The following is a 26,895-nucleotide window of genomic DNA, read 5'->3' as shown; positions in this document are numbered from 1 at the left end:
CACATCACGCATCTTGATTTCGTTGTCAGTTGACAGCCCCTCGTTCGGAATCAAAGATTGGCCGGTGTTCCTGGAGCTGCTGATCTCGTGCGCGAGCGTAGGTGTCGTGGCGCTCGCCGTGGTCGTCCTGCGCCGCCTGAAGAACCGGCACGCGCGCCAGGACGAGCTGTGGTTCAAGTACCGGCAGCACATGGACGAGCTGCGGTCGGTGTCGCCGGAGGCCGAGCTCGCGCGGGTCGTGCAGGTGTACCAGCGGGCCAAGCGCGGGACGAAGGCGTCGATCGTGTGGGAGCGGACCGGGGTCGCTCAGGACTCGTGGTTCGAGGGGATGAACCCGAGTCCTGGCGACCTCCTGCTGCTGCGCGGCGGGCCCGGTTGGGGGCCGGACGTCAGCAGTCCCAACGTCTTCTACGTCGCGCCGGGGCAGGTGCTCTCGTCTATGACGGTGGCGGCGCAGACGGCCGCCGACCGGCATCAGTCCTTGAGCGCGCGGGCCGCCGCGAAGCAGTAGACGCCGAAAGCGGCGATGCCGATCGCCACGGCGGTCAGCAGGAACATGCCGTAGGGCTGCGCTGCCAACGTTTTCAGTGCCTTGTCCATGCCGCCGGACTGCTCCGGGTCCGCGTTGATCGCGGCCAGGCCGATGAGGACGCCGATCACGCCGTACGCGATTCCCTTGCCCAGCCAGCCGATCCGGCCCACGGGCTGGATCCACTTGGGCGAGCGGGACTTGTCGAGGTCCTCCTCGAACGACAGCTTCACGCCCTTGCGCGCGATGATCACCGCGATGACGATCACGCCGATGGCGACCGCACCGACGATGAACTGACCGGCGGGCAAGGCGAGCAACTGCGCCGTGAGTTCCTTCTGCTGCTGGTTCTGGTCGCTGGGAGCGCCGGAACCGGTCGCGAACTTGAACGCACCGAACGCGATACCGCCCGCACTGATGGCGCGGGCGCCGGCGCCGATGCGTTTCGCGATCTTCTTGCGCTTCTTCGGCATGTAGTTGAAGCCGACGCACGCCTGTAGCACCTGCCAGAGCGCGAAGAACGCGAGGCCGAAGCCGAGGGTCCACAGCAACCACGGGCCGGCGGCGGCGATGTCGCCGAGCGCGCCCTTCGAGTCGGCCTGTTCGGAGTCGCCGAACGCGACCTGGATCGCGAGCCACGCCACCAGGACGTGCACGAACCCGTACAACACCATCCCCGCTCGACCCAGCGTCTGGACGACGGGGTGTCTTCGCGCCTCATGCGCAACAGTGGCCACGAACGGGTGAATACCCGCGCGTGGCCACTGTTGAACCAGCAATTGTGTCAGCCGCCGGGCGGCGGCTCGCAGACGATCTTGAACTGCGGGTCGTAGCGGACGGTGCGCGACTCGCTGCGCGCCTGGCCGCTGCGCCGGTCCGTGATCGTGCGGGTGTCGGTCACCGAGAAGCCGGGGGCGCCGTTGCTCGGTGCGCAGCCGGCCTTGTTGACCTTCTTCTCCTGCGGCTGGGTCGGGTTGAACTCACCGCTGGTGGAGCCGGTCACGTCGTAGTTCTTGGTGCCCCAGAGCTTGATCGTGATCGAGGAGCCGGTCCAGATCGTCTGGATGGCGATGCCCGTGTCGTCCGGGTTCGTGAACGCGATGTCGATCAGGCTGTTGCCCGCGTTGTCCATGAACACCGTGGCCTCGCGGCCCTTCGGGTACCGGGTGATCCAGTAGCTGTGCTCCTTGTGGCCCGCGTCCTTCATGCCCGCGTAGTAGTACGCGTTGTAGAGCGTGGTCGCGAACTGCGAGATGCCACCGCCGACCGCCATGCCGGGGATGCCGTTCTCGATGATGCCCGCCTCGACGTAGCCCTGCGCGGTGCCGCGCGGACCCGTGTACTTGTTGAGGCTGAACGTCTCCTTCGGCTTCACGATCGCGCCGTTGACCTTCTCGGCCACGACCCGGATGTTGACGCCGGAGGCGGGGGCGAAGCCACCGGTCGAGAACTCGCCGATGACCTCCTTGATGCCCATCTTGTTCGCCTGCTCGGTGGTGACCTTCGCGGGCGTGTGCTTGTACTCGAACTTGATCTCGCGGCCGTCGGTCTTCTTCAGCGTGTCGAAGTACGGCTGGAGGTTCTTGTCCCAGTCGAGGTCGAGGCCGTCCACCGAGGGCTTGACGGTGGGCTTGCCGCCCTCGAACACGATCTCGGCGTCCTTGCCCTCCTTGATCGAGTCCTTCAGCTGCGGCGTCGTGACCTCGGCGAGCTTGTCCTTGTTGGGCGTGACCGCGAGCGAGCCGTCGTCGGCGGGCGCGAACGCCAGCGTGGTGCCGATCTGCTCCGGCGTCAGCGTCGCGTCCTTGCCCTCGCCCTTGATGACGACGGGACCGGACACGGCGGTCTTGACGATGTCGTTGAGCGCCTTCTCGACGCCTTCCTTGGTCGTCTTGACCGGCGTGAAGTCCATCGGGACGTCGACCGGGGTGCCGGACGCCCAGTTGGCGACCACGGCGCCGGTGGCGTCCTCCGCCTTGAGCTTCTGGCCCGCGTGCGGCTCGACGGCGACGGGGGTGGCGCCCTCGAACTTGATGGTGCCCTCGATCGGCTCGTGGTCGAGCTTGGGGCGCAGGGCCTCCAGCGCGCCGGAGACCTTCGCGTCGTCCGCCTTCGTGGCGACGCCGACCTCGCGGCTGGTGAAGAACGAGGTGACGCGCGTGAACGGGCTGAGCGGCTGGCTGCCCGCACGATCGATCGTCGCGTTCCAGTCGAGCTCCAGACCCGCCGCCTTGGGGTCGAGCTCGGCCGTGACGTCGCCGGCCTTGAGCGCCACGGGCTTGTCCAGGCGCGGGCCGATCTCGTCGCGGAGCTTCTTCTCGGCCTCGGAGTGGCTCATGCCGCCGACGTCGACGCCCGCCACCGTCACGCCGCGCGGCACGTTGCCGCTCGACACGAGGATGTCGAGGCCGTAGAGCAGGCCGAAGGCGCCGACCACGGCCGCGGCCACGATGATCGCCCGCTTCCGGTTGAAGCCTGGCTTCGCCTCGTCCTCACCCGGCTCGATCATCACGGGCCCGTAGACGCCGGAGTCCTCCGGCATCTGCGGTGGCGGCACCTGCTGCGTCGGCGGTTCGGGCGGCGCCACCGGCCTCATGTACTCCGTGGCGTCCTCGCCGTTGGGGAAACCGACACCGGGCACGGCCGCGGTGATCGTCGGCTCGTTCGAGTCCGGCTCCTCAGACGGCCACGCCTCGGTCGAGGCGTCCACCTGGACAGGCGCGATCTTGGTCGTCTGCTCGGAGGACGTGCCGCCGGGACCCACCGGAGGCATCGCTCTCGTCTTGTCAGCGTCGTACGGCACAGCTCTCCCCGTTGCCCTGTCTCTCCTGAGGTGGCGTATGTGTAGCTATCAGGCGCAGATCACGAACCGGCGGCTCATAGGTACAGACCAGTACCGTGCTCGGTGAGCTCAGTCGCAACCGCGTGCAGATCGCGTTCCCTCATCACGAGATACGTGGTGCCGTGCACCTCGACCTCAAGCTGATCTTCCGGGTTGAACATCACCCGGTCGCCGACCTTCACGTGGCGCACGCTGGTACCGACTCCGAACACGTCACCCCACGCCAACCGCTTCGCCATCTGGGCCGTAGCGGGGATCACGATGCCACCGCTGGAACGCCGCTCGCCGTCCTCCGGCGAGATGCGGACCATGACGCGGTCGTACAGCATCTGGATCTCTAGCTTGACATCAGGCACCCCGGGAGTCTACGTGGCTTGCGGACCCTCCTCGTCCATGCCGCCCATGAGCAGGGGCAGCCTGGTAGGTGCATCCGCAACCACTCGAACGGGCACCCCCCAGTCCTGCCTGGTCAGACGGCAGACCGGGTGCTCGTCGGCCGGATCGTCACTACAACTCGCGGCCTGCGCGACGACGTGCAGCACGCCGTTCGTGACCTGATCGTTGATCCGCAACGCGCGTACCAGTTCCGTGCCGACGCCCGCGCCCTCGACGATCAGCTCGGGCGGTGAGCTGGTGATCTCCAGGCGGGTCGACGGCCCGTACCGCTCGTCGAGCTTCGTGCCGGTCGGGGGCGTGAAGATGACCGCGAGCTCGACCGCGCCGGCCGCGATGTCGGTCGAAGGGCGCTTGACCTCGTGGGCCTCGCCGTTGACGTTGACCGCGGCTTCGGCGAACCGTTCGAGCCGGTGCGCCGCGCTCGCGACCACGACGAGCTCGCCGTCGACGACGAGCGCGTCGGACGGCTCGGCGATGTCCGTGGCGATGGTGGTCAGGGTGTTCGTCTCCGGGTCGAACCGGCGGATCGCGTTGTTGTAGGTGTCGCTGATGGCGACCGAGTGGTCCTTGAGGACCGTGACGCCCAGCGGGTGCTGGAGCAGCGCCTCGTCCGCGTCGCCGTCCTTGTGGCCGAACGCGAACAGGCCCTTGCCGACGACCGTGGTGACCTCGCCGTCGCGCAGGTACCGCAACGCGCTGGTCTCGGAGTCGACCATCCAGAGCGTGTCGCCGTCCGCCGCGAGCCCGGACGTCTGGGCGAAGAACGCGCCTTCGGCCGGTCCGTCGTTGATGCCCTCGACGGTCGTGCCGGCGAGGCGTTCGACCGTGTTCCTGGCGGGGTCGAAGAAGCTCAGCGTGTGGTTGCCGGCCATGGCGATGGCGACGCCGCCGTTCCACCAGGCGACGTCCCACGGGCTGGTGAGCTCGATCTTGTCGGCCGGCCCGTCGGTCTCGCCGTCGCGCCACTGCTCGCCGGTGCCCGCGAGGGTCGTGACCTCGCCGGTTTCGAGGTCGAGGCCTCGGAGGAGGTGGTTGACCGTGTCCGCGATGACGACGTCGTAGCCGTGCGTGTTCGGGACCAGCGTGAGGCCCGCTGGCTCGGAGAAAGACGGGTTCAGGCCGTCTTGGCGGCCGCGTTCGCCGGTGCCGATGCGCCGGATGACGGTCTCGCCGTCGGCTTCCAGCTCCACGATGCTGTGGTGCGCCGAGTCGCTGACGAGGATCGTGTTGCCCGGCGTGACGATGGCCTTGGCGGGGAACCGGAGCGTGGTGTTCTCCGGCTCCGGCGCCCGGTACGGCCCGCTGCCGCGATGCAGCGTGCCCTTCGCGTCGTGCTCCTCGACGAGCTCCCTGATGATGGTCCTGAGGGCCTCGACGTGGCCTTCACCAGCGGCGACGTGCACGACGTACCCCTCGGGGTCGATGAGGGTGAGCGTCGGCCACGCCTTGACCGCGTACTGCTGCCACATGCCGAGTTCCGGGTCGTCCAGGACCGGGTGGTGCACCTCGTACCGTTCGACGGCGGCCTTGAGCGCCTCGGGATCGGCCTCGTGCACGAACTTCGGCGAGTGCACGCCGATGGTGACGAGGACGTCCTCGAACTCCTTCTCGAGGGGCCGCAGCTCGTCGAGGACGTGCAGGCAGTTGATGCAGCAGAACGTCCAGAAGTCGAGCAGCACGATCTTGCCGCGCAGGTCCTTCAGGCCGACCTGCGCGCCGCCGGTGTTCAGCCAGGCCCGTCCGTGCAGCTCAGGGGCGCGGACACGGGCACGGCGCTTCGAGGTCGTCACGGCCGTATCCAACACTGTGGACGGTCACGCTGTTCCGGCGTCCATCAGGTGAGAAGGACGGCCTTCAGCTCGGCCACGCTCTGCCGCCACTTCTCGCTGTACTCGGTCTCGTCCCACAGCTCGGCCAGCTCCGAGTCCTCGGCCACGACGCGGTCGAGCGCGCTCGCGGCCAGGGCGCGCAGGTCCGGTGAGAAGGCCGGCATCGGTTCGTCGGGGGCGTAGGCCGTGGTGATCGGGGTGCCGCCGGGCAGCTGCGCGGCGATCAGCGCCGCCGAGGCCACCGCCTGGCAGGCCTCGTAGCTGTCGAGGTAGTCGTCGGTCTCGATCGTGCTGGTCAGCGCCGTGCGGACGATGCTCTCGCGCTCCGCCTGCGCCGCCTTGTCGAGCTTGCCGGAGAAGTCGGCGGCGGTGTCGTTGTCGAAGTGCCCGATGTCCCAGGTTCCCATGGCGGCGATCATGACAGCCGCCTCTGACAATTCCTGCGCGGTCAGGTGCTGGTGTCGTACCTGATGGTGCCTTTGAAGACGACGTCGTCGTAGGTGACGGTGAGGTCGTCCGACATGTCGCTGCCCAGGTAGTCCTCTTCCGGCGCGAACACCACGCCGACGTCGATCTGCGGCAGGTCCTCGCCCGGCGGCAGTTCCGCGGCGCTGCGGCAGGTCGCCGACTCGCGGGTGGTCTCGCAGGTCCAGCCGTCGCCGTCGGCGTTGAGGACGATGGTGTGGATGACACCGTTGCCCTCAGAACCCGGTGTGATCTCGAACCGGATCACCGGCGCCTTCAGGGTCTCGTCACCGGCGTTGCGGAACTTCACCACGACGTCGTGCGGGTGCTGGGTCCGGTACCAGATCTGGGGCGGGTAGTAGCTCACGAAGCCCGGTCCCTTCGGGTTCAGCTCGAACCAGTCCGGCGGTCCGGGAGGTGGCTTCGGCTCGGTCGTCGTCGGTTCCGCCGGCGGTGGAGTGACGGGCTGCGCGGACGATGTCTGCACAGGTGGCGGCGGCGCCGAACAGGCCGCGACGAACAACAGCAGCAAAGCCCCCAGAGCTCTCCCCATGCCTGCGACGGTAGCGGGGATCAGGTGCCGGTGTCGTAGCGGAAGATGACGCTCGGCGTCACGTCCGCCCAGTGGACGACGACGCGGGTCTGGCCGCCCTTGGTGTGGCGCATGGTCAGCGTGAGCGGGGCCCAGGTGCCGCCGGGCTCCGTCGCGCCGGTCGCCGTGCACGCGATGTCGCGGCCGCCCTCGCACTCCCACCCGTCGCCGCCGACGGTCAGGTCGCCCTCGCCGTCCATGTCCTCGACGACGAACCTCAGCCTGGCGTCCGACTGCGGGGTGCTGCCGGTGTTGCGCGGCGTGAGCGTGAAGTCGATCGGCTGCACGCGGTAGACGAACCCCATCTCCTCCGGCGAGTTCTGCCACTCGCGGACGCCGCTGACGTCCGTCGTGATCTCGAACGGCTCCTGCCTGGGCGGAGTCGGCGGCACGGTGGTGGTCTCGCTCGGCTCCGGCTCGGTGGACCGGGGCGGCGTGGGTGCGGCCATCGAGGTGCAGGCGGCCAGCAGCAACGTCAGTGCCGACAGCGCGACGAGCCTCATGGAACCAGCGTAACGACGTTGCCGGCGTCCGGCAGATCGCGGAACGGGTCTCGCCCAGCGGGACGGTTCGGGCCAAATGCGCTGACAGCCTGCATGATGGAACTCTGGTCGCCCGCCTGAACCTTTTCGCCATGCTTGGCGTAGAGGACGCCGGGAGGTGCGTGATGGCGGAGTACCTGGTGATCGGTGCAGGTCCGGCGGGCTTGCAGATGGGGCGGTTCCTGCACGATGCGGGGCGCGACTACCTGATCGTCGAGGCGGAACCGGAGCCGGCGAGCTTCTTTCGAAAGTTCCCGCGGCACCGCGTGCTCTCGACGGACGACAACTCGTTGTTCGACGGCGTGCCGTTCGCGCGCTACAGCAAGCGGTCCTTTCCCAACGCGGACGACCTGGTGCGCTATCTGGAGGATTTCGCGCGGCCGTTGCACGTCCGCTACAACACGACGGTCACCGATGTGGACGCGTACGGCGCGCGGCACGTCATCGTGGCCACCGGTTTCCGGCCTCACCTGCCCCGCATTCCCGGCGTCGAGCACGCCGAGACCTACGGGACCGCCTCGACCGACCCCACCGCCTACGCGGGCAAGCGCGTGCTCATCATCGGGCGCGGGCCCAGCGCGTTCGAGACGGCGGACAACATCGCCTCGACGGCACGGCTCACGCACACCGTCGGGCGGACCGTGCAGCGGATCGTCAAGGACGACAACGGTTTCGTCGCCTCCATCGACGGCACCGGCGACCTGCGGTACGACCACGTCATCGTGTGCACCGGTTTCCGGCGCGACACGACCTTCGACAGCGCCGGGGCGCACCTGCTCACCGGCGACTCGATCAAGTCCATCCGGCACGCTGCGCGGGCGTTGCACCGGACGCTGGAGGCCGAGCACCACGGCGTCCCGTGGCCGCACCGCCGGCTGCGCAACCGGCCGGACGCGCTGGCCGCCACCATCGCCACCCGCGCGGGCGAGATCCCGGAGGGGCTGGCTGACGTCGTTGTGCCGCAAGGACAGCACGCGTTGCTCTACGACGAGATGCCCGCGGACGACGGGCGCAACGGTTTCGTGGTGACCCGCACGCAGGTGCGGCACTACCGGCGCGACGAGCTGATCGCCGTCGAACGCCGCCTGCACCGCAAGCCGCTGGAGAGGTTCTTCTCGCAGCAGCTCGCGGTGCCGTGCATCGCCTGAGCCTCAGACAGGCAGCGTGCGCGCGAGGAACTGGGCGGAGATGTCCCACGCGCGGTCGGCGGCGGCCCGGTCGAACCAGGGACCGAGGTGGTTGAGGAACGCGTGCCCGGCGGGCTCCAGGTGGATCTCGGCGTGGTCGTGGTCCTCGACCGCGTCCACGACCTTCTGGTAGCCGGTGATGAACGCGTCCTCGGTGCCGAAGACGAACTGGATCGGGCACGTCACCTGGTCCAGCGTGCCGATCTGGTCCGGCACGCCCGAGCCGTAGAACGAGACGGCGGTGTCGGGGTTCGAGGCCGTGGCCGCCGCGTAGGCGAGGGTGCCGCCGAGGCAGAAGCCGAACACGCCGACCTTGCCGGTGACCTCGGGGAGGCCGCGCAGGTACTCGACGGACTTCACCACGTCCTGGACGGCGAGCGGGAAGTCGAGGTTGCCGACGACCTCCATCGACCTCGCGATGCCGGCCTCGTCGTGCTCGCCGACCCAGCCCGGCTGGAAGCGGTGGAAGAGCTCGGGAACGGCAACGACGTAGCCGAGGGCGGCGAGCTTCTCGGCGACGCCCCGGAGGTACCCGTCCAGGCCGAAGATCTCCTGGATCAGGACGATGCCGGGGCCGGAACCGGACTCCGGCAGCCAGATCGGCAACGGCATCTCGTCAACGCGGTGAGTCATGCCCCGATCTTGCCCGAGAGCCCGGTCACCGACGTGCCGGTGAGGCGTTCGGCCTCGGCCCACAGCCGGGCGGCCACCGCCTCGTCCCGCGCGGACCTGGGCATGGACGAGGGCTTGGTCGGGCCGACGAGCGCCCAGCGGGGCCCGTAGTAACCGCCCGCGACCACGCCGGGGTCGGCCGCCGCGAACAGGAGAGGTTCGGTGCCCTGCTCGACGCCCTGCGAGGGCACGATCCGGTACCCGATCGACTCGGCGAGGCCGGGCTTGCCGCCGTTCAGGAACGGTCCGGTGGTCATCAGGTTGGTGCGCGTGTAGCCGGGGTGCGCGCCGACCGACAGCAGCGGCCAGCCCTGCTCGGCCGCGATGTCCGCCAGGCGCACCATCATCAGCAGGTCCGCCAGCTTGGAGTGCGCGTAGGCCAGTGTGGGGCGGTAGCGGCGGCGGGACTGCAGGTCGCCGAAGTCGATCCGCCCGCGGTAGGCGGCACCGCTGGCCATCGTCACGACCCTCGGCGCCGGACCGGCCAGCAGCAACGACAGCAGGCGGGCGGTCAGGGCGAACGGGCCGAGGAAGTTGCTGGCCAGCTGCAGCTCGAACCCGTCGACGGTCTCGGTCCGCGCGGGCACGTTCATCACGCCCGCGTTGTTGACCAGCACGTCCAGCGGCCTGCCTTCGGCGACCAGCGCATCGGCGAACGCCCGCACCGACGCCTGGTCGGCCAGGTCGAGCCGGCGGACCTCCAGCACGGCGCCGGGGTGCGCGGCGAGGATCTCCGCCTTCGCCTGCTCGCCCTTGGCCTCGGTGCGCACGGCGAGGACGACCTCGGCCCCGGCTCCCGCGAGGCGCTTGGCCGCCTCCTTGCCGGTGCCGCTGTTCGCGCCGGTGACGACGATGCGCTTGCCGTGCTGGTCAGGAACCTCGTACATGGCAACCCCTCATTAAGTACCGCCGGTCTTTTATGGCTCCAACATAACGGACCGCCGGTCTCTTAGTAAAGGACCGCCGGTCTGTAACATGCGTCGCATGACGTTCCAGCGGGCGCGGACCGACGAGCAGCGCGGCGAACGGCGGCGGCAGATCCTCGCCACCGCGGCCGCGATGCTCACGGAGGTGCCGGTCGCCGACCTGACCCTCACCGCGCTCAGCCGCCGGGTCTGCCTCGCCAAGGCCAACGTCCTGCGCTACTTCGAGTCGCGGGAGGCGGTGCTGCTCGAGCTGCTGGAGGCCGAGGTAGCGGACTGGATCACCGAACTGGAGGCCGCGGAGCTCCCCGGCGGCTCTCCCGAGGAGCGGGCCGACCGGCTGGCCGACCTCGTGGCCACCTCACTGGCCCGCCGGCCGGTGCTGTGCGACCTGATCAGCGCCCAGGCGACGGTGCTGGAGCGCAACATCTCCGCCGAGACGGCGTTGCGGCACAAGCGTTCCGTGCACGGCTACCTGGAGGCGCTCGTCCGGTTCACCGTGCGGCACCTGCCCGAGCTGGGCGACGAGGGCGCCGCCGCCCTGATGCAGACGGTCATGCTGATCGCGGTCGCCGCCTGGCCGGGCAGCCGCCCCCCGCAGGCGGTTCTCGACGCCTACGCCGCCGATCCGGCGCTCGCCGCGATGTGCGTCGACTTCACCGCCGTCGTGCGCCGCACCACCGCGGTGACGGTCTCAGGTCTTCTCGCCCGCGAGCACCAGCCCCGCTGATCAGCTGATGGTCAGGCCGACCCATTCGCCGGTTGCCTCGTCGCGGACCTGTGCGCCCTCGATCACCGCTGGGCTTTCGAACTGTTCCACACCGAATTCGACTCTCTGACCGAACTTCGCCTGGTTGAACATGACGTACGCGTTGAACTCCGCTTTCGAGAACACCGCTGCACCGCTGAACTCAGCCTTCGCGAAAGACACCGAATCGAGGAACTTCACGCCCGCGAACCCAGCGCTGCCGGCGAAATTCCCGCTGAAGAACCAGACGGAACGGTGAAACCGCGCCCGCTCGAAGGTCGCGTTCCTACCGAACCGCACACCGCTGAACCAGGCTCTGCCGTTGAACTCCGCTTCATGAAACAACGCGCTCCCGCTGAACTCGGCCTCGTTGAATCGGACGGACCCGAAATGGCATCCGGTGAAGTCGACATCGAGAAGTGTCGCGCCGGTCAGGTCCAGGTCGACACCGCGCCAGAAGGTGCTGGCAGGCGTGGAGCCGTCTCCGGGGCGCAGATGCGCGGCGAGAATTCGTTGCGCGGTCAGTCGCACCTGCTTTTCTTGTTGACGGCGTTCGTTCTCCTCCTGCTCGACGGCCGTGTCGGGAGCCAGGTACGGCATCCTCAGATAGGCGCACAGGACGTTGACGATGGTCTGCCGTTGCGACGGCGTGCCTTGCGCCAAATCTTCCAGCGCGTACATTCCAGCCAGCCGCACCGGCGCCTTGTCCGACCCAAGCTGGTCAGCAGCCTTGGTGAACCGTTCGGCAAAGAGCTTGATGTCCTCGCGGCGTTCAGCCGCCTCGCCCAAATGCTGCTTGCGGTAGGCGACCACCAACGCGACCACTGCGCCAACGCCGCCGATCAGGGCGAGCACGATCTTGGCGAACTCGAAGCTGTTGGCTGTGGTCCAGCCGCTCACCTGCCAAACCGGCGGCCGCCCCAAAGCCAGCCAGATCAACAGCGCCGCGCCTGCCGCCAACAGCACCGCTACGGCCAAGACCACGACTACGTTGAGGCCCAACGGCATGCCAGAGCGCGGGCTGTCAGGACCAGGGCGGCGCAGGCGCATGACGAGAGCGTCCCACGATGAAGAAATTGCCTTCTGGCACCTGAGCGCGCTGCCCGATAATCGGGCGATGATCAGGCTGATCGCGACCGACCTCGACGGGACGCTGCTGCAACCGGGCGGCGTGTTGAGCGACCGCACCCGCGCCACGCTCAACGCCGTCGACGCCGATGTCGTGGTGGTGACGGCGCGGCCGCCGCGGTTCGTGCAGGACCTGGAGCTGACCGGGACCGCCATCTGCTCCAACGGGGCGATGATCTACGACCTGACGAACCGCGAGGTCACGCACGCGCAGACCGTGCCGTTCGACGTCGTGCGGAAGGTGTCCGAGGCGTTGGCCGAGGTGATCCCGAACGTCGGCATCGCGGTCGAGACCGGGATGGAAGTGTTGTGCGAACCCGGTTTCCAGGGGTTCGGGCCCAACAATCCACACAGGACACTGGAGTTGCTCGACCACGTCTACGCGGAGGCGTCGCAGGTCGTGCAGATGCTGGCGTGGGCACCTGACGGCGAGTCCGACCAGATGATGGAGGTCGCGCGCGAGGCCGTCGGGCAGCACGTGTCGGTCACGCACTCCGGTGGGCTCGGGTTGCTGGAGATCAGCCCGCCCGGGGTGTCGAAGGCGGCGACGCTTGAATCTCTGTGCAGCACAAGGGGAATCCACAAGAGCGAGGTCGTCGCGTTCGGGGACATGCCGAACGACCTGTCGGTGCTCGGGTGGGCGGGCACGGCCTACGCGATGGGCAATGCGCATCCTGTGGTCAAGCAGGCGTGCAGCAACCACGCGCCGCCCAACACCGAGGACGGGGTGGCGCAGGTGCTCGAACGGCTCTTCCGGCTCTAGCGGCGCGGGACCGAGGTGGGGCCCGCCACCTCGGCTCCCAGTGCGATCACCCGCGCCCGCAGCTCACGGTCCGCGGTCACGACCGTCACCGGGCGGCCCGCTCCTTCGGCCCGGACCACCTCGACGATCGTGTCGTCGCCGTCGCCTGGGGCGGAGACGACACGGACGTCGGGGATCGAGGAAACGTTGCGCGCCTTGCCTTCTACGACGAGGACCACTTCCTCGTCGCGGCCCCGCAGGGCGTCGCGGAGGCGTTCGGCCGCGCCCGCCCGGTCGCGCCACCACCCGTCGGGGACGGAACCCACGACGTTGGCGGCGTCGACCACGAGCAACGGCTTCACGCCTCCAGCGTGCCTCAGCCCCGGCGGGCCCGCAGCGCTTCCAGCGAGTCGGGGCCCTCGTCGACCGACAGCGCCGACACCGGAGCCGGCACGCCCGCCCAGCGCAGGACGGCCGCGGTCGCGGTGGCGCGGTCGGCTTCCGGCAGGCGGGCGATGTTCGCGCCGTGGTTGCCCGCCGGGACGGTGAACGACAGCGAGTCGCGGGTGCCGCGGCCGAGTTCGAACGGTTCGGCGCTCCACGGGTCGTTCTCGCCGTACACGAACAGCAGCCGCGAGCCCTGGTAGCGCACCCAGCGGTCGACGTCGGCCATGGCGTGCCGGTCGAAGCGCGGGAACTTGATCGAGGCCGGGACCATCGTGCGCGGCACGCTGGAACCGGGGTAGCGCAACAGGTCGCGCACCGCGGACTCGTCGGCTTCCGGCCAGCCGAGCTGCGTGCCCGCCTGGTAGTAGTAGGTGTCGTACGGCGCCACGCCCGCGTCGGTGTAGAAGTCGAAGCCCACGGTGGCGTCGATGAACTTCCACAGGTCGTCCACGGACGCGCCGGCGCCCGGCACCAGCGCGCACTGGGACTGCGTGCCGTACTGCCAGAACGTGAACGGCGTGTCGAGCACCAGGACCTCGAGCGCGCGGTGGGCACTGCCGAACTGCTTGTAGGTGTAGCCCTTGGCCTCCAGGCGCGTCACGAACTCGTCGCGATGCTCCAGGATCTGCCGTTGGACGCCCTCCAAGCGGCGGTTGCACGACGGGTCGTCGCCGACCTCCCTGATGAACCTCCCGTAGACGTCGCGGTCGTTGACCACGTCGTTCGGCGCCACGTACGCGATGGTCGCGTCGACGTCGCGCGGGAAGAACCGGCGGTGGTAGATCGACGTCATGCCGCCCTTGCTGGCACCGGTCGAGAGCCAGCGAGCGCCGTAGATCTTCTTGAACGCGGCCACGATCCGGTGGTGGTCGCTCGCGGCCTGCCAGATGTTCAGGTCGTCCCAGTCGGCGGGCGCGGGCCGCGACGGCGAGAAGAACCGCTGCTCGACGCTGATCTGGTTGCCGTCGACGAGCCGTGCGGGCTCGGACGGGCTGACCGAGCCCGGCAGGTTGTAGCCGGTGGTGTGCAGCACCATCGGCTTCGACTCGGCCTTGTGCAGCAAGGAGAAGCGCTGCTCGAACTTCTGCCCGCGCGGCTTGCGGTGGTCGGAGGGCTGCTGGATGCCGAGGACGAACGTCCGCGCGGTGCCGGACGTGCCCTCGCTGATGATCCGCACGCCGGGGATGGCGGCGATGCGGTCCTTGATGTCGGGTGTGGCGGAGACGACGGCGGCGGTGGCCACGACCTGCGCCGATACCAGGCCGAACGCCAGCAGGGAGCGTGCGAGTCTGTTCACACGGGCCAAACTATTGAGCCCGCACGCCCTGCCGGACCGGCCGTTAGTCGGCTTGTTCGTAGCTGGCGAAGTAGGACGCGGCCATGTCCTTGTCGCCGTGACCGCCGTCGACCGCGCGCCGCAGACGTTCGGCGGACGCTTGGGCGACGTCCAGGCGCACCTGGGCCCGTTCCGCCGCCTCACCGACGAGCAGGGCGTCCTTCAGCGCGTTCTCCACGGTGAACGCCGGGTCGAACGAGCGGGCGATGATCGCGCCGCCCTTCATCTGCAGGTACGGGGCGTCGATCGCGCCACCGGACATGGCGTCCAGGAACAGCTGCGGGTCGAGCCCGGACGCCTCCGCGAGCGACACGGCCTCGCCGACGGCGGCGGTCAGCGCGAGCACCCAGCTGTTCGCGACGAGCTTCAGCCGCGACGACTGGCCGGCCTCGCCGACCCACATCGTGCGTGCACCGATGACGTCGAAAACGGGCTGTACGCGCGCACGCAGGTCTTCCGCACCGGACGCGAGCACGACGAGCTTGCCCTCGGCCGCGGGCTTGGTGCTGCCGAGCACCGGCGCGTCCACGAACTCGAGCCCGAGCGACCGGGCAAGCGCGATGTGGTCCTCCGTCGCGTCGACACCGACCGTGGACGCCTGCACCCACACCGCGTCGTGCGGCAGTGACGGCGCGGCGGCCTGCATGGTGGTGGTGACGGTCGGACCGTCGTTCAGGACCGTCATGACGATCTCGGCGCCCTCGACGGCTTCGGCGGGCGTGTCCGCGACGGTGGCGCCTTTCGAGGCGAGCGGTTCGGCCTTGGCGCGCGTGCGGTTCCAGACCCGGACGTCGTGTCCGGCGGCGGCGAGGTTGGCTGCGATGGGGGCACCCATGAGGCCGGTGCCGAGCACGGCGATCTTCATGTCCCCAGCAAACAAGAAACCTCGCGGTGCTGCCAGGTCGGGGGTCCGACAGCACCGCGAGGTCAACAGTGACATCGGCGGACCGACGTGCGCTGTTACAACGCCATCATACTGTGGCGCGGATCACGTTTAACAGAATGAAACCCCCTGGAGCGCGGGAGGTGCTCCAGGGGGTTCCCGTAGGGAGGCACTCGCTAGCGGGGCGCCGCGCGAGTGCCGGGTCAGAAAGTCAGCGCAGGGTGGTGACCTGAGCCTGGGCGATGGCCATCAGCTCGTGACGCATGGACGGGGTGGTCGCCATGTCGATCGCGCGAGCCACGGCCTTCCGGTTGCGCGCCTCGGCACGACGGGCGCGGAGCTTCGCTGCGAAGTTCATCTCGGTCTGCACTTCCCTCTGTGAGGTCTGTTTGGTTGGTAACCCAAGTATGCACCTACACGCGCATGAAAGCACGCGATTATCCGGTGAGTTGGGGCACACGCCGATGAATCATCGGCAGACAACGTGGACGGCCGGACAACCGCAGGTGTCCGGGGTCACTCCTCCCGACCGAGCAGGAACCGTCCGAAGTGCGGCACGGTGAAGGCGATCTGACCCCGTTCCGCGCTGTAGACCAGGCCTTTCTTGATGAGGGAGTCCCGCGCGGGCGACAGCGACGAGGGCTTGCGCTTGAGGTGCTCCGCCACCTGGGCGGTGTTGACGCCCGCATCCTTTCCGTCGGTCAACTCGGCCATCGACCGGAGGTACTCGCGTTCAGCGGGCGTCGCACGCTCGTATCGGGAGCCGAAGAAGCCCACGGCCAGCTCGGCGTCGGCCTCCGGGGCGGCCACGGAGACGTCCATCGCGGTGATCGGATCGGCCGGGGCGGCGTCCCAGGCGGCCTTGCCGTAGGCCTGGATGAAGTACGGGTAGCCGCCGGACGCGTCGAAGAGGGCGTCCAGCGCCTCGTCGGTGATGCCCGCGTCCTCGCGTTCGACCGGGGCGAGCACGGCGCGGTCGGCGTCCTCCCGGCTGAGCCGGTCGATGCGGACGTAGCGGAAGAGGCGTTCCGAGTACGACTTGCTGGCGGACAGCACCGCCGGCAGGTGCGGCAGGCCCGCGCCGACGACGACCAGCGGTGCGCCGATCTGCGACAGCTCGTGGCACGCGGCGCACAACGCGCTGATGTCGTCCGGCCTGAGGTCCTGCATCTCGTCGATGAGCAGCGCGACGCCCGTGCCGACGTCCTGCGCGAGCTCCGCGACGTCGGTGAACAGCTCGACGAGGTCGATCTCGATGTCGCCGGAGTCGGCGCGGCCGGACGCGGCGGGCACGTCGATGCCGGGCTGCCAGCGGTCGCGCAGCTTGGCGCCGTCCGGGGCGGCCCGCAGCGCGAACGCCTTGAGGATGCCGAGGATGGCCTCGACGCGGTCCGGCGCGCGGTGCCGGACGGCGAGGTCGCGGATCGCCCGGTGCAGCGCGGCCGACAGGGGCCTTCTGAGGTCGGCGTCAGGCCTGGCCTCGACCTTGCCCGCGCCCCAGCCGCGTTTCACGGCCATCGACCGCAGCTCGCCGAGCAGCACGGTCTTGCCGACGCCCCGCAGCCCCGTCAGCACGAGGCTGCGTTCGGGACGGCCGCGGGCCACGCGTTCGAGCACCACCTCGAACGCGCCGACCTCTTTGTCCCGGCCGGCGAGCTCAGGAGGCCGCTGGCCTGCACCGGGAGCGAACGGGTTGCGCACCGGGTCCATGGCTCGCACCGTATCCGCGTTTCTAGCGCCCGCCTTAGAGACGCGCAGACATCGCTCGAAGTGCGGCCGGATGCCGCTCTCTACGTTTATCTAGTGATTGAGCAATACTCCGTAATAGTTGCGGATGGTCCGCTGCCCCGGTTCGCTGAGCCACATGGCTGAAGTCGTGACGAAGGGGACCGGCGAGGTCGAGCGCACCGCCGACCGCGCCCAGGTGGACGTGACGTTCGAGGCTCTCGGCGCCGAACGCTCCGAGGCGGTGAGCACGCTCAACCAGCGCATCTCCGCCGTCGAGCCGCTGCTCGAGGAGTTCGAGGTGCGGTCGCGGCAGCTGTCCGTGCACGACAACTGGGACAACAACCAGCGCGTCGGCAGCCGGGCACAGCAGCAGTACGTGATCTGGGTGAAGGACCTGGACCGCCTCGACGGGCTGCTCGCCGAACTCGTGCAGGCCGAGCCGTCGTGGATCAACGGCCCGTCGTGGGCGCTGGTCGACGACACCGAGGCGATCCGCGAGGCGCAACGCGAGGCCGTGGCCGATGCGCTGCGACGGGCCGAGGGGTACGCGTCGGCGCTGGGGCGGCGGCTCGGGCCGTTGCTGCGGATCGGCGACACCGAGGGCGGGGCGCACTACTCGCCGCGGATGATGAGCGGGGCGGCGTCGTTCGAGATGGCGGGACCGGCCGGGATGGTCGACCAGCTGAACCTGAAGGCGCAGCAGATCACGGTGTCGGCGTCGTGCACGGCAGCCTGGTCGTTGCTGGACTGACAGCCGTGGACAGCGGGCAGGGACGAGAAACGTTCGTACCTAATGGCCGTTGAGCGACTTCACGGTGTGGTGCAGGGCTACGGCGTCGTGGTCGTCCGGCCGCGCCTTCAGCCACTTCGTGAGCCACTCGGCGCGGCGGCGGGCGGCTGCCGCGAGGGTCAGCAGGATGTAGGCGCGGCGCTCCCACTCCCTGGCTGACCTCATCGCGTCGGCCGCCGGGCGCCACTCGTCGCGCAGGGTACCCATGAGGGCGCGCGCGAGGATCGGGTCTCTCACGGGATCCACTTGCAGGTCCTGCATCCCACCCCCAGTGTCGCTGCGAAACGACACTCTGAGTGTGCATGAGGGACCGTCTACTTCGGCAAGCCTTAGTGCGCCGCGTACCGCCAGAAGTCGCGCATGATCGCGGTCGGGGTGGGACTCGTCATGGCCGTGCGGGTCAGCAGGATCGTGACCGCGTTCTGGTCGGGGATGACGTGCGCCGCCGTGCCGGAGCCGCCCACCCAGCCATAGCGACCTGGGACGTTCCACGGGTCTCGCGCGGTGATGTCGACGCTGCCGCCCCAGCCCCAGCCCTGTCCCTCCAGGAAGATCTCGGCGGCTTCGCGTTCCTCGGCGGAGGTCGTGTCGGTGGTGAGTCGGGGCAGCAGGTCGCTGGTGAGCAGGTAGCGGTTGAACGCCAGCAGGTCGTCCACTGTGGACTGGAGGCCGCCCGCGCCGGACGGGAGGACGTCGCTCACGAAGCTCGTGCTCGTCATGCCGAGCGGGGTGTGGAAGCGATCTGCGAGGAACGTCGGCAGCGAGCCGGTGGCGCGGTCGATCAGGAGGCCGAGGACGTCGTACGACGTGTTGTAGAGCCAGCCCTCGCCCGGCTGGTGCAGCAGCGGGACGGTGGCGAGGCCCTTCAGCCACTCGTCCGGGGTCGGGAGATCGGGGCGGCCGTGCAGGTGGGCCTCCGCGAAGAGCTTCGTGGTGGCGGGCAACGAGAAGTCCGCCGTGAAGCCCCAGCCCGAACGCGACGTCAGCAGGTGGCGGACCGTGACCGGGCGCGCGAGCGGCACCAGGTCGTCGATCTCGCTGACCGGCGTGCGGACGACGAGCGGGGACTCCAGTTCGGGGAGCCAGCGGGCGATCGGGTCGTCCAGGCCGATGTCGCCGTCGCGCACCAGGAGTGCGGCGGCGGTGGCGACGATCGGCTTGGTGATCGAGGCGATCGGGAAGACCGCGTCCCTGGCCTCGCCGACCGCCGCGAACTCGACGTCGTCGCCTCTCGCGATCAGGGCAGCCGAGGCCGGGACGGTGTCGCGATGGGACTCGAGCACTGCCTGCAAGGTCATGGTCGCCATCCTTCTCCGGAACGGGTTCGGAGGTGCAGACCGCGCGGGCCGCCGGAACTCATCGCTCCAGGATCGCCGTGATGCCCTGACCGCCGGCGGCGCAGATGGACACGAAACCGCGGCCGCTGCCCTTCTGGTGCAGCAGTTTCGCCAAGGTCGCCACGATTCGGGCACCGGTGGCGGCGAACGGGTGGCCCGCGGCGAGCGAGGAGCCGTTGACGTTCAGCCTGGACCTGTCGATCTCGCCGAGCTCCTTCTCCCAGGCCTTCAGCGTCGCGAGCACCTGCGAGGCGAACGCCTCGTGCACCTCGTAGAAGTCGAAGTCCTGCAACGTGAGGCCCGCCTTGTCGAGCATGCGCGGCGCGGCGTGCACCGGGGCCATCAGCAGACCCTCGTCGCCGTGCACGTAGTCGACGGCGGCGGTCTCGGCGAACGTCAGGTAGGCGAGGACCGGGAGGTTGCGGGCCGCAGCCCATTCCTCGGTGGCGAGCAGGACCGCGGACGCGCCGTCGGAGAGCGGGGTCGAGTTGCCGGCGGTCATCGTGTCGCCGAAGACCGGCTTGAGCTTGGCGAGCTTCTCGGCGCTGCTGTCAGGGCGGAGGTTCTGGTCGCGGGTCAGGCCCAGGTACGGGGTGACGAGGTCGTCGAAGAAGCCCTCGTCGTAGGCGCGCGCGAGGTTGCGGTGGCTCAGCGCGGTCAGCTCGTCCTGGGACTCGCGGGTGATCTCGTACCGGGCCGCGGTGACAGCCGCGTGCTCGCCCATGGACATGCCGGTGCGCGGTTCGCCGTTGCGCGGCAGGTGCGGGACGACGTGGCTCGGGCGCAGCTTGGCGAGCACGCTGACCTTGCGGGTGCGGTTGAACTCCAGCAGGAGCTTGCGGAAGTTCTCGTTCACGCCGATCGGGGCGTCGCTGGTGGTGTCGACGCCGCCCGCGATGCCCGCCTCGATCTGGCCGAGCGCGATCTTGTTCGCCACCGCGATGATCGCCTGCAGACCGGTGCCGCACGCCTGCTGGAGGTCGTACGCGGGGGTTTCGGGGCTGAGCCTGCTGCCCAGCACCGACTCGCGAACGAGGTTGAAGTCGCGCGAGTGCTTGAGGACGGCGCCCGCGACCACCTCGCCGAGCCGTTCGCCCTGCAGGCCGAAGCGGCTGACCAGGCCGTCCAGCACCGCCGTGAACATGTCCTGGTTCGAGGCGGTGGCGTACGGGCCGTTCGAGCGGGCGAACGGGATGCGGTTGCCGCCGATGATCGCTACGCGCATGCCGTCATACTACCTACTAGCGGGTAGACTTACTAGCGAGTAGGTTGTCCGACGTGGACAGGTACCAGAAGTTCGCAACGTCGGGGCTCGGCCGCCAGCTCGTCCGCAGGCTCGGCCTGCCGAACCCCCACCCGCTGCGCCGCGACGCCGCACTCGCGACATCGGTGCTGGTCGGTGGTGCTGCCAGGCTGCCCTTCCTGAAGCAGCTCGAAACAGGCACAGCCCCGCACGGCGCGCTCGTGTTCGACGCGTCCGAGATCACGACCGTGGGCGAGCTGAAGCAGCTGCACGAGTTCTTCCACCCCACGATCGCGCAGCTCGGTCCGTGCGGCCGGGTGATCGTCATCGGCCGGTCGCCCGACTCCGTGGCACAGCGAGCGCTCGAGGGGTTCGTGCGCTCCGTCGGCAAGGAGCTGCGCCGCGGCGGCACGGCGAACCTGGTCTACGTGGCCGACGGTGCCGAGGACGGCGTCGAGTCGACGCTGCGGTTCTTCCTGTCCGGACGGTCCGCGTACGTGTCGGGCCAGGTCGTCCACGTCACCGGCGCGACGCCCGCGGGCACGTTGAAGGGCAAGGTCGCGCTGGTCACGGGCGCGTCGCGAGGTATCGGCGAGGCGATCGCGGCGACGCTGGCCCGCGACGGCGCGCACGTGGTGTGCCTGGACGTGCCCGCCGCGGGCGACGAGCTGTCGAAGGTCGCGAACGCCGCGGGCGGGTCCGCCCTGCAGCTCGACATCACCGGCGACCCCGCCCGGCTGACCTCCTACCTGCTGGAACGGCACGGTGGCGTCGACGTCGTCGTGCACAACGCGGGCATCACGCGCGACAAGACGTTGGCGCGCATGGACTCCGCGAAGTGGGACGCGGTGCTGGAGGTCAACCTCGCCTGCCAGGAGCGGGTCAACGACGCGTTGATCCACGGAGGCGTGCTGCGGGAGGGCGGGCGGATCGTCGGGGTGTCGTCGATCGCGGGCATCGCGGGCAACGTCGGCCAGACCAACTACGCCACGTCCAAGGCCGGCGTGATCGGGATGGTGCAGACGCTCGCGCCCGTGCTCGCGGCGCGCGGGGCCACGATCAACGCCGTGGCGCCCGGTTTCATCGAGACGAAGATGACCGCGGCCGTGCCGTTCGCGACGCGCGAGGTCGGGCGGCGGATGAACAGCCTGTCGCAGGGCGGGCTGCCGTCGGACGTCGCGGAGACCGTGGCGTGGTTCGCGTCGCCGGGGTCTGGTGGCGTGAACGGCAACATCGTGCGCGTGTGCGGCCAGATGCTGCTGGGGGCCTGATGCTGCTGCGTGCCGCCCTCACGTCGTTCCGGCGCGGGGAAACGCTTGCCGCCCAACCGGTTTCGGCCGCTTTGGACGTTTCGCTGAAACACCTGGCCGCCTACAACGCGGTGTGCGGGTTCGGGTTGCGCGACGCGTTGCCGCTGACGTACCCGCACGTGCTGGGCTTTCCGTTGCAGATGAAGCTGATGTCGGGTGCTGGGTTCCCGTTCCCGTTGCCCGGTCTGGTGCACGTGGCGAACCGGATCACGCAGTCGCGGCCGTTGACGTTGGACGAGCCGCTGGAGATCACGGTGTCCGCGCGCGACCTGCGGCCCCATCCGCAGGGCACCCAGGTCGACGTCGTGACGTCGGTTTCCGGGGTGTGGGAAGGGGTTTCGACCTACCTGCGGCGCTCTGGCGGTTCTGGCGGCTCGGGCGGGGAGCTGGAACGGCCGGCCGGGTCCGCGGTGTGGAAGGTGCCCGCGGACATCGGGCGGCGGTACGGCGCGGTGTCCGGTGACCGCAACCCGATCCACCTGCACCCGTTGGGCGCCAAGGTGTTCGGGTTCCCGCGGGCCATCGCCCACGGCATGTGGACGAAGGCGCGCTGCCTGGCCGCGCTGGAAGGGCGCCTGCCCGAGGCCGTGACGGTCGACGTGCGGTTCAAGAAACCGCTGTTCATCCCCGGTCGTGTCGAGTTCTCGGCCGTGGAGAACGTTCACGGCTGGGAGTTCGCCGTGTGGGGCAAGGGACCCCACCTGGTCGGCTCAACGTCGTGACGGCGGGTGCCAGACGTTCCCGTCGACGAGGTTGCCGAAGCCCATCCAGACGAGGTTCATGAGGCGGGCGGCGACGACGCCGGCGGGTTCCTCGGGGTGGTCGAGCCACCAGTCCGCGAGCGACTCGCCGGCCCCGACCAGCGCGGCGGCCAGCGACTCGGCCTCCAGCTTGGTCGCGGGCGCCTTCGTCGACTGGGTGAGCAGCGCCGCGACCAGCGACACCGCCCGGCCGCGCATGTCCGTGAGCTCGACCGCGAACGGACCGCCCTGCGCCGACGCCTGGCGGTGCAGCACCTGCCAACTCGCCCGGTTCTCCCCGACGAACCCGAAGAACGCGCGCAGACCGCTCCACAGCTGCACGTCGGGTTCCTGGTCGGGCTCCACGCCCGTCGCGATGGCCTCCATCATGCGCGTGGCCTCGCGCCGGATGCACGTCGCGAACAGCTCTTCCTTCGAGCCGAGGTACGCGTAGAGCATCGGCTTGGAGATGCCCGCGACCTCGGAGATCTCGTCCATCGAGGCCGAGTGGAAGCCGAGCCGCGAGAACACGTCCACGGCGGCGTCCATGATCTGCCGCTCACGCACGGCGCGTGGCAAGCGCTTGGCTCGACCTTCTGTGCGCATCACTACCCCTCGGTTCGGAGCAGCAAGATTATCCGATCGGCTTGCCGCCCAATCTACTGGCCAGTAGTCTTACTCGCGAGTAGGTACCAGGAGGTGTTCCGCATGACGCTCGACCTCACCACCGAGGCGATCGCGAAGCTCAGCCCGGCCGAGCTGATCAGCACGTTGCAGCAGATCTCGCCGGACGACCCGGCGCTGAAGGACGTGAACATCGACGTCATCGCCCGCGGCATCGACCCGAAGAAGCTGGGCCGCGACGACTTCGCGGCGTTGCTGAACGCCCTGGGCGCTCTGGCCGACGGCGGCGCCGACCTCGACCTGGCGAAGATGGACCCGTCCAACTTCGCCCGCATCATCTCGCGCGCCTCGAAGGACCAGATCGAAGCCGTGGTCGCGGATCCCGCTCTGCGCGTGCGGGTGCTGGACGAGGTGTTCCGCCGCATGGAGGTCCACTTCCGCGCGGACCGGGCAGGCGCCACTCGTGCCGTCGTGCACTTCCACGTGCTGGAAGACGTCTACGAGGCCATCATCGAGGACGCCACGTGCGTGATCAACAAGGGTGTGACGCGCGAGGCACGCGCCATCGTGACGCTGACGCCCGCCGACTTCCTGAAGCTCGCGACCGGCAACGCCTCCGCCCCCGTGCTGTTCATGACGGGCAAGCTGAAGGTGAAGGGCGACCTGGGCTTCGCGGCCGGGTTCATGAGCCTGTTCAACATCCCGAAGGCCTGACGGAGAAGGGTTCTGCGCTGTGGGTGGCTTCTCGCTCGAACTGAACGAAGACCAGACCGACCTGCGCGACTGGGTGCACGGCTTCGCTCGCGACGTCATCAGGCCGGCGGCCTCCGAGTGGGACGAGCGCGAGGAGACGCCGTGGCCGGTCATCCAGGAGGCGGCGAAGATCGGCCTCTACGGCTTCGAAGCCCTCGCGACCTGGTTCGCCGACCCGGTCGGACTTTCTCTGCCGATCGCCACCGAAGAGCTCTTCTGGGGTGACGCGGGAATCGCGTTGTCCTTGATGGGCACGGGTTTGGCGGTGGCGGGCATCTTCGCAGGAGGTGAGCCGGAACAGCTCGCCGAGTGGGTACCGGAGTGCTTCGGCGACGAGTCGGACCCGAAGCTGGCGGCTTTCTGTGCTTCCGAGCCGCAGGCGGGTTCCGATGTCGCCGGGTACCGGACGCGGGCTCGTTATGACGAGGCGACCGACGAGTGGGTGTTGAACGGGCAGAAGGCCTGGGCCACCAACGGCGGCATCGCGAACGTGCACGTGGTGACCGCCGTCGTAGACCCTGCTCTGGGGTCCCGCGGGCAGGCCGGGTTCATCGTTCCGCCTGGTACGCCGGGGTTGTCGTCGCCGGGGAAGATCAAGAAGCACGGGATGCGCGCTTCGCACACGGCCGACGTGTTCCTCGACGACGTCCGGGTGCCTGGCCGGTGTGTGCTGGGTGGCCGGGAGCGTCTTGAGGCTCGGCTCGCCCGTGCTCGCGAGGGGTTGAAGGCCGGCGGTCAGGCTGCGATGGCCACCTTCGAGACGACGCGTCCGACCGTTGGGGCGATGGCTGTTGGTGTTGCGCGTGCCGCCTACGACTACGCGTTGGAGTACGCGAAGGACCGCGAGGCGTTCGGGCGCAAGATCATCGAGAACCAGTCGATCGCTTTTGATCTCGCGAACATGCGGATGGAGATCGACGCCTCGCGGTTGCTGGTGTGGCGGGCGGCTTGGATGGGGCGCAACAACGTGCCGTTCACCGCCGGTGAGGGGTCGATGTCGAAGCTCAAGGCTTCCGAGGTGTCGGTGTGGGCCACCGAGCGGGCCATCCACATCCTGGGTGGGGCCGGGTACACCCGTGATCACCCTGTCGAGCGGATGCACCGGGACGCCAAGATCTTCACCATCTTCGAGGGGACTTCGGAGATTCAGCGGCTGGTGGTGTCGCGGATGATCTCCGGCATGCAGATCAAGTGAGCTGAGTGATCGAGGACAAGGGGTCTTGGCCCTAAGGTCGTGAGGCATGAGACTGGTGCCGGTGCAGTGGGCCGCGCTCGTGGTGATCTTCGTCGACGCCGTGGTCGTCTTGTCCGGGCTCGTGACCGGCAACGCGTTGCTGCCGCGGTCGGCGAACGTCGTGCTGACGGTGATCTCCGTGGCGGTTCTGCTGACGGCGACCGGGTTGATGCGGGGCGGCTACAACTTCGAGAAACCGACGTTGCCGTTGTGGGCGGTGGTGGTGGCGGTGATCGCGTTCTTCGGCGGGGCCTTCCTGTTCGCCTACCCGCTGGTGACCGGTACCTCCGCTGGGAGTTTCGAGCAGCAGAACGGGAAGTACGTCGAGTCGAAGGACGGTGTAGTCCGGGAGCTCACCGAGGAGCAGTACGACGCGGCGATGGCGGCGAACCAGCGCGGGTGGGCAGGTCTCGCCGGCGCGTTCGCGGGAGTCACCGTCCTCTACGCCGGGGTTCGCCGCCGGAAGTAGGTCCTCGTCAGAGGGGCAGGGTCAGGACTGCGCCCACTCGCTTGAGCTCGCGGCGGTGCACTGCCAGCAGCACGGTGTCGTGCGGGCGGCGGAAGTGCAGCACCACGAAGTGCGGGTGCGGCGGGTCCTGGTCGACGATCAGCTCGACGCGGCCCTCGGCGTCGCTGAAGATGATGCGTTCGTCCCAGATGATTTTGGTGGGGCCGAAGAACAGTTCGCCCTCGTGCCACTCGCCGTCGATGAAGACGTCGCCGTCGCCGCTCGTGCGGTCCTCCTCGGTCTTGCCCAGCGTCTCGCCGAGGAAGGCACCGAAGATCTCGAACAGAGCGGACATGACGAACCCCCTTCGTTGCCACGGAAACGAGCTGGGCGCCCAGCTGGTTCCCGCGGTGCTGTCTAGCCGAAGGGCTGGCCGGCTTCGCGCAGCCAGGCGCGTTCGCGCGAGTGGTCGGGCATGGCGGGCCAGCCGTTGACCTTCGCGATCAGCACCCAGTAGCGCTCGGCACGCGGGTCGGCGAAGTCGGAGAGCTCACGCAGCTTCGCGACGAGGGTCTCGTCGTTCGGCAGGTTCAGCGCCTCCGCCCAGTTGGCGTTGACGCGGTCCACCACGGCCCGTGCCTCGGCCGACTGCGGCGCGATGCCGGCGTCGAGCGCTTCCCGGGCCTGGGCGATGGCGAAGTTGAACGCCTCCATCTGCCCCTCTCCCGGCGGGCTCATGTCCGCGCCGCCACGCCGCTGCTCCTCGTGCTGCTGCGACATGCGCTTCACGACAGCGCGGAAGTCCGGGTCCTGCACGAGCTTCGCGAGCTCGACCCACGCCTCCAGCTGCTCGGTCGACGGGTCGTCCGGCAGCTCGATCCGCACGGACCGCATGTGCTGCTCGAACTGCGGATCCAGCTCGTACGGTCCGAACACCTCCTCGAAGAAGTCGTCGAGGATGCGCTGCCGCTCCTCGTCCGACATCCGTGCCAGTTCGTTCATCAGTTCCATCTCCCCTCCTTTGGCGACGGCGCGCAGCACGGCTCGCCTGAGCCGCAACGTCCTCATCTGCGCGTCGATCGCGTCCGCGTGTGCCCGCGCCACGTCCGTCACCGACACCTCCCGCGCCAGCACGCGGCCGGCAGTCGGCAGGTCCACGCCCAGATCTCGCAGCGTGCGGACCAGCTTCAGCCTCGCGACCGCGTCGGCGTCGTAGGTGCGGTAGCCACCGGTGGTCCTGTCCGCGGGCGGGATGAGGCCCGAGTCGGAGTAGAACCTGATGGTGCGGACGGTGAGTCCGGTCATCCTGGCCAGCTCACCGATCTGGTAGCGCGTCACGAGAACTACTGTGAACCCTCCAGTTGCTGGAGGGTCAACCTGAACAAGGCACGATCACCTGTGTGGGGTCGATCACCTGGCAGTACTGG

31 protein-coding genes are annotated in these 26,895 nt (G+C 69.2%); 10 read left to right on the top strand and 21 right to left on the bottom strand.

All coding sequences use genetic code 11. The features are described 5' to 3' along the window. Window positions 1–64 precede the first annotated feature (64 nt). Window positions 65–511, top strand: coding sequence for a hypothetical protein (locus tag ACQEU1_RS27580; RefSeq protein WP_433207605.1), 447 nt, complete (start codon window positions 65–67; stop codon window positions 509–511). Here ACQEU1_RS27580 and ACQEU1_RS27575 read toward each other — a convergent pair. The 7 genes from ACQEU1_RS27575 to ACQEU1_RS27545 form a co-directional block, all read right to left on the bottom strand. After that, complete coding sequence (locus tag ACQEU1_RS27575) at window positions 475–1,203, bottom strand: DUF1206 domain-containing protein (RefSeq protein WP_433207602.1); 729 nt, start codon at window positions 1,201–1,203, stop codon at window positions 475–477. The two genes, ACQEU1_RS27580 and ACQEU1_RS27575, sit on opposite strands and share 37 nt — an antisense overlap. 110 nt (window positions 1,204–1,313) lie before the next feature. Continuing rightward, a complete protein-coding gene (locus tag ACQEU1_RS27570; protein WP_433211809.1) occupies window positions 1,314–3,071 on the bottom strand; it encodes a VanW family protein in 1,758 nt (585 codons plus the stop codon). A 335-nt stretch (window positions 3,072–3,406) separates the two neighbouring features. Next, window positions 3,407–3,700 carry a GroES family chaperonin gene (locus ACQEU1_RS27565; RefSeq protein WP_084401587.1) on the bottom strand — a complete coding sequence of 98 codons (294 nt, stop codon included), beginning with the start codon at window positions 3,698–3,700 and terminating at the stop codon, window positions 3,407–3,409. Window positions 3,701–3,736: 36 nt separating this feature from the next. Then, entirely contained in the window at window positions 3,737–5,557 is a 1,821-nt protein-coding gene (locus ACQEU1_RS27560; RefSeq protein WP_433207599.1) for an NHL domain-containing thioredoxin family protein, read from the bottom strand. A 44-nt stretch (window positions 5,558–5,601) separates the two neighbouring features. Continuing rightward, window positions 5,602–6,003, bottom strand: a complete 402-nt coding sequence (locus tag ACQEU1_RS27555; protein ID WP_433207596.1) for a DUF4259 domain-containing protein — start codon at window positions 6,001–6,003, stop codon at window positions 5,602–5,604. A 41-nt stretch (window positions 6,004–6,044) separates the two neighbouring features. After that, window positions 6,045–6,614, bottom strand: coding sequence for a hypothetical protein (locus ACQEU1_RS27550; protein WP_433207593.1), 570 nt, complete (start codon window positions 6,612–6,614; stop codon window positions 6,045–6,047). A 20-nt stretch (window positions 6,615–6,634) separates the two neighbouring features. Next, on the bottom strand, window positions 6,635–7,156 hold the full coding sequence (locus ACQEU1_RS27545) for a hypothetical protein (protein WP_433207590.1): 522 nt from the start codon (window positions 7,154–7,156) through the stop codon (window positions 6,635–6,637). A 131-nt stretch (window positions 7,157–7,287) separates the two neighbouring features. On the opposite strand from ACQEU1_RS27545, the gene ACQEU1_RS27540 reads away from it, so the two are divergent. Next, complete coding sequence (locus ACQEU1_RS27540; RefSeq protein WP_433207587.1) at window positions 7,288–8,343, top strand: NAD(P)-binding domain-containing protein; 1,056 nt, start codon at window positions 7,288–7,290, stop codon at window positions 8,341–8,343. 3 nt (window positions 8,344–8,346) lie between these two features. On the opposite strand, the gene ACQEU1_RS27535 is transcribed toward ACQEU1_RS27540, so the two are convergent. Then, window positions 8,347–9,015 (bottom strand): dienelactone hydrolase family protein, encoded by a 669-nt coding sequence (locus tag ACQEU1_RS27535; protein ID WP_433207584.1) that lies wholly within the window; start codon window positions 9,013–9,015, stop codon window positions 8,347–8,349. Then, window positions 9,012–9,941: an SDR family oxidoreductase gene (locus ACQEU1_RS27530; RefSeq protein ID WP_433207581.1), complete on the bottom strand. Its 930-nt coding sequence runs from the start codon at window positions 9,939–9,941 to the stop codon at window positions 9,012–9,014. The genes ACQEU1_RS27535 and ACQEU1_RS27530 overlap by 4 nt, the downstream gene beginning before the upstream one ends. Before the next feature lie 97 nt (window positions 9,942–10,038). Here ACQEU1_RS27530 and ACQEU1_RS27525 point away from each other — a divergent pair, with 97 nt between their 5' ends. Then, a complete protein-coding gene (locus ACQEU1_RS27525; RefSeq protein ID WP_433207578.1) occupies window positions 10,039–10,707 on the top strand; it encodes a TetR/AcrR family transcriptional regulator in 669 nt (222 codons plus the stop codon). Here the strand turns inward: ACQEU1_RS27525 and ACQEU1_RS27520 are convergent, their stop codons facing one another. After that, window positions 10,708–11,775: a pentapeptide repeat-containing protein gene (locus ACQEU1_RS27520; protein ID WP_433207575.1), complete on the bottom strand. Its 1,068-nt coding sequence runs from the start codon at window positions 11,773–11,775 to the stop codon at window positions 10,708–10,710. Between the two features lie 67 nt (window positions 11,776–11,842). Here ACQEU1_RS27520 and ACQEU1_RS27515 point away from each other — a divergent pair, with 67 nt between their 5' ends. Then, window positions 11,843–12,616, top strand: coding sequence for an HAD family hydrolase (locus ACQEU1_RS27515; protein ID WP_433207572.1), 774 nt, complete (start codon window positions 11,843–11,845; stop codon window positions 12,614–12,616). Here the strand turns inward: ACQEU1_RS27515 and ACQEU1_RS27510 are convergent. The 5 genes from ACQEU1_RS27510 to ACQEU1_RS27490 form a co-directional block, all read right to left on the bottom strand. Then, window positions 12,613–12,957, bottom strand: a complete 345-nt coding sequence (locus ACQEU1_RS27510) for an NTP pyrophosphohydrolase (RefSeq protein WP_433207569.1) — start codon at window positions 12,955–12,957, stop codon at window positions 12,613–12,615. The two genes, ACQEU1_RS27515 and ACQEU1_RS27510, sit on opposite strands and share 4 nt — an antisense overlap. A 14-nt stretch (window positions 12,958–12,971) precedes the next feature. Beyond that, on the bottom strand, window positions 12,972–14,339 hold the full coding sequence (locus tag ACQEU1_RS27505) for a S28 family serine protease (RefSeq protein ID WP_433207566.1): 1,368 nt from the start codon (window positions 14,337–14,339) through the stop codon (window positions 12,972–12,974). A gap of 43 nt (window positions 14,340–14,382) precedes the next feature. Further along, entirely contained in the window at window positions 14,383–15,243 is an 861-nt protein-coding gene (locus ACQEU1_RS27500) for an NAD(P)-dependent oxidoreductase (RefSeq protein ID WP_433207563.1), read from the bottom strand. Window positions 15,244–15,472: 229 nt separating this feature from the next. Beyond that, complete coding sequence (locus tag ACQEU1_RS27495) at window positions 15,473–15,619, bottom strand: hypothetical protein (RefSeq protein ID WP_169746017.1); 147 nt, start codon at window positions 15,617–15,619, stop codon at window positions 15,473–15,475. A gap of 158 nt (window positions 15,620–15,777) precedes the next feature. Next, on the bottom strand, window positions 15,778–16,971 hold the full coding sequence (locus ACQEU1_RS27490) for an AAA family ATPase (protein ID WP_433207560.1): 1,194 nt from the start codon (window positions 16,969–16,971) through the stop codon (window positions 15,778–15,780). Window positions 16,972–17,125: 154 nt separating this feature from the next. On the opposite strand from ACQEU1_RS27490, the gene ACQEU1_RS27485 reads away from it, so the two are divergent. Beyond that, on the top strand, window positions 17,126–17,740 hold the full coding sequence (locus ACQEU1_RS27485) for an SIMPL domain-containing protein (RefSeq protein WP_433207557.1): 615 nt from the start codon (window positions 17,126–17,128) through the stop codon (window positions 17,738–17,740). A 39-nt stretch (window positions 17,741–17,779) separates the two neighbouring features. On the opposite strand, the gene ACQEU1_RS27480 is transcribed toward ACQEU1_RS27485, so the two are convergent. The 3 genes from ACQEU1_RS27480 to ACQEU1_RS27470 all read right to left on the bottom strand — a co-directional run bounded on the left by ACQEU1_RS27480 (window position 17,780) and on the right by ACQEU1_RS27470 (window position 20,341). Continuing rightward, on the bottom strand, window positions 17,780–18,025 hold the full coding sequence (locus tag ACQEU1_RS27480) for a hypothetical protein (RefSeq protein WP_433207554.1): 246 nt from the start codon (window positions 18,023–18,025) through the stop codon (window positions 17,780–17,782). An 83-nt stretch (window positions 18,026–18,108) separates the two neighbouring features. Then, entirely contained in the window at window positions 18,109–19,077 is a 969-nt protein-coding gene (locus ACQEU1_RS27475) for a serine hydrolase domain-containing protein (protein WP_433207551.1), read from the bottom strand. Between the two features lie 58 nt (window positions 19,078–19,135). Continuing rightward, window positions 19,136–20,341, bottom strand: coding sequence for an acetyl-CoA C-acetyltransferase (locus ACQEU1_RS27470; RefSeq protein ID WP_433207548.1), 1,206 nt, complete (start codon window positions 20,339–20,341; stop codon window positions 19,136–19,138). A gap of 53 nt (window positions 20,342–20,394) precedes the next feature. Here ACQEU1_RS27470 and ACQEU1_RS27465 point away from each other — a divergent pair, with 53 nt between their 5' ends. Then, window positions 20,395–21,630 (top strand): 3-oxoacyl-ACP reductase, encoded by a 1,236-nt coding sequence (locus ACQEU1_RS27465; RefSeq protein WP_433207545.1) that lies wholly within the window; start codon window positions 20,395–20,397, stop codon window positions 21,628–21,630. Continuing rightward, window positions 21,630–22,391, top strand: a complete 762-nt coding sequence (locus tag ACQEU1_RS27460) for a MaoC family dehydratase (RefSeq protein ID WP_433207542.1) — start codon at window positions 21,630–21,632, stop codon at window positions 22,389–22,391. Before ACQEU1_RS27465 ends, ACQEU1_RS27460 begins: the two co-directional genes overlap by 1 nt. On the opposite strand, the gene ACQEU1_RS27455 is transcribed toward ACQEU1_RS27460, so the two are convergent. Continuing rightward, the gene (locus ACQEU1_RS27455) at window positions 22,380–23,015 is read right to left on the bottom strand and encodes a TetR/AcrR family transcriptional regulator (protein WP_285636962.1); all 636 of its coding nucleotides are present in this window, start codon (window positions 23,013–23,015) and stop codon (window positions 22,380–22,382) included. The genes ACQEU1_RS27460 and ACQEU1_RS27455 overlap by 12 nt on opposite strands. A gap of 102 nt (window positions 23,016–23,117) precedes the next feature. On the opposite strand from ACQEU1_RS27455, the gene ACQEU1_RS27450 reads away from it, so the two are divergent. Genes ACQEU1_RS27450 through ACQEU1_RS27440 form a run of 3 tightly spaced genes read left to right on the top strand, consistent with a single transcriptional unit; the run spans window position 23,118 to window position 25,489 of the window. Continuing rightward, a complete protein-coding gene (locus ACQEU1_RS27450) occupies window positions 23,118–23,747 on the top strand; it encodes an SCP2 sterol-binding domain-containing protein (RefSeq protein ID WP_433207538.1) in 630 nt (209 codons plus the stop codon). 19 nt (window positions 23,748–23,766) lie between these two features. Next, the gene (locus ACQEU1_RS27445) at window positions 23,767–24,981 is read left to right on the top strand and encodes an acyl-CoA dehydrogenase family protein (RefSeq protein WP_433207535.1); all 1,215 of its coding nucleotides are present in this window, start codon (window positions 23,767–23,769) and stop codon (window positions 24,979–24,981) included. Window positions 24,982–25,027: 46 nt separating this feature from the next. Next, entirely contained in the window at window positions 25,028–25,489 is a 462-nt protein-coding gene (locus ACQEU1_RS27440) for a hypothetical protein (protein WP_433207532.1), read from the top strand. A 7-nt stretch (window positions 25,490–25,496) separates the two neighbouring features. Here ACQEU1_RS27440 and ACQEU1_RS27435 read toward each other — a convergent pair whose 3' ends face one another. Together ACQEU1_RS27435 and ACQEU1_RS27430 are read right to left on the bottom strand one after the other, a co-directional pair. After that, a complete protein-coding gene (locus tag ACQEU1_RS27435; protein WP_433207529.1) occupies window positions 25,497–25,823 on the bottom strand; it encodes a hypothetical protein in 327 nt (108 codons plus the stop codon). Between the two features lie 62 nt (window positions 25,824–25,885). After that, window positions 25,886–26,806 carry a MerR family transcriptional regulator gene (locus ACQEU1_RS27430; RefSeq protein WP_433207526.1) on the bottom strand — a complete coding sequence of 307 codons (921 nt, stop codon included), beginning with the start codon at window positions 26,804–26,806 and terminating at the stop codon, window positions 25,886–25,888. Between the last annotated feature and the right edge of the window lie 89 nt (window positions 26,807–26,895).

Origin of the sequence: Lentzea sp. CA-135723 (assembly GCF_050936595.1) — a bacterium.
In the GTDB taxonomy this organism is placed as follows: Bacteria; Actinomycetota; Actinomycetes; order Mycobacteriales; family Pseudonocardiaceae; genus Lentzea.
The sequence above is the reverse complement of the archived record's forward strand: the minus strand, read 5'-3'. Positions and strand labels throughout refer to the sequence as shown.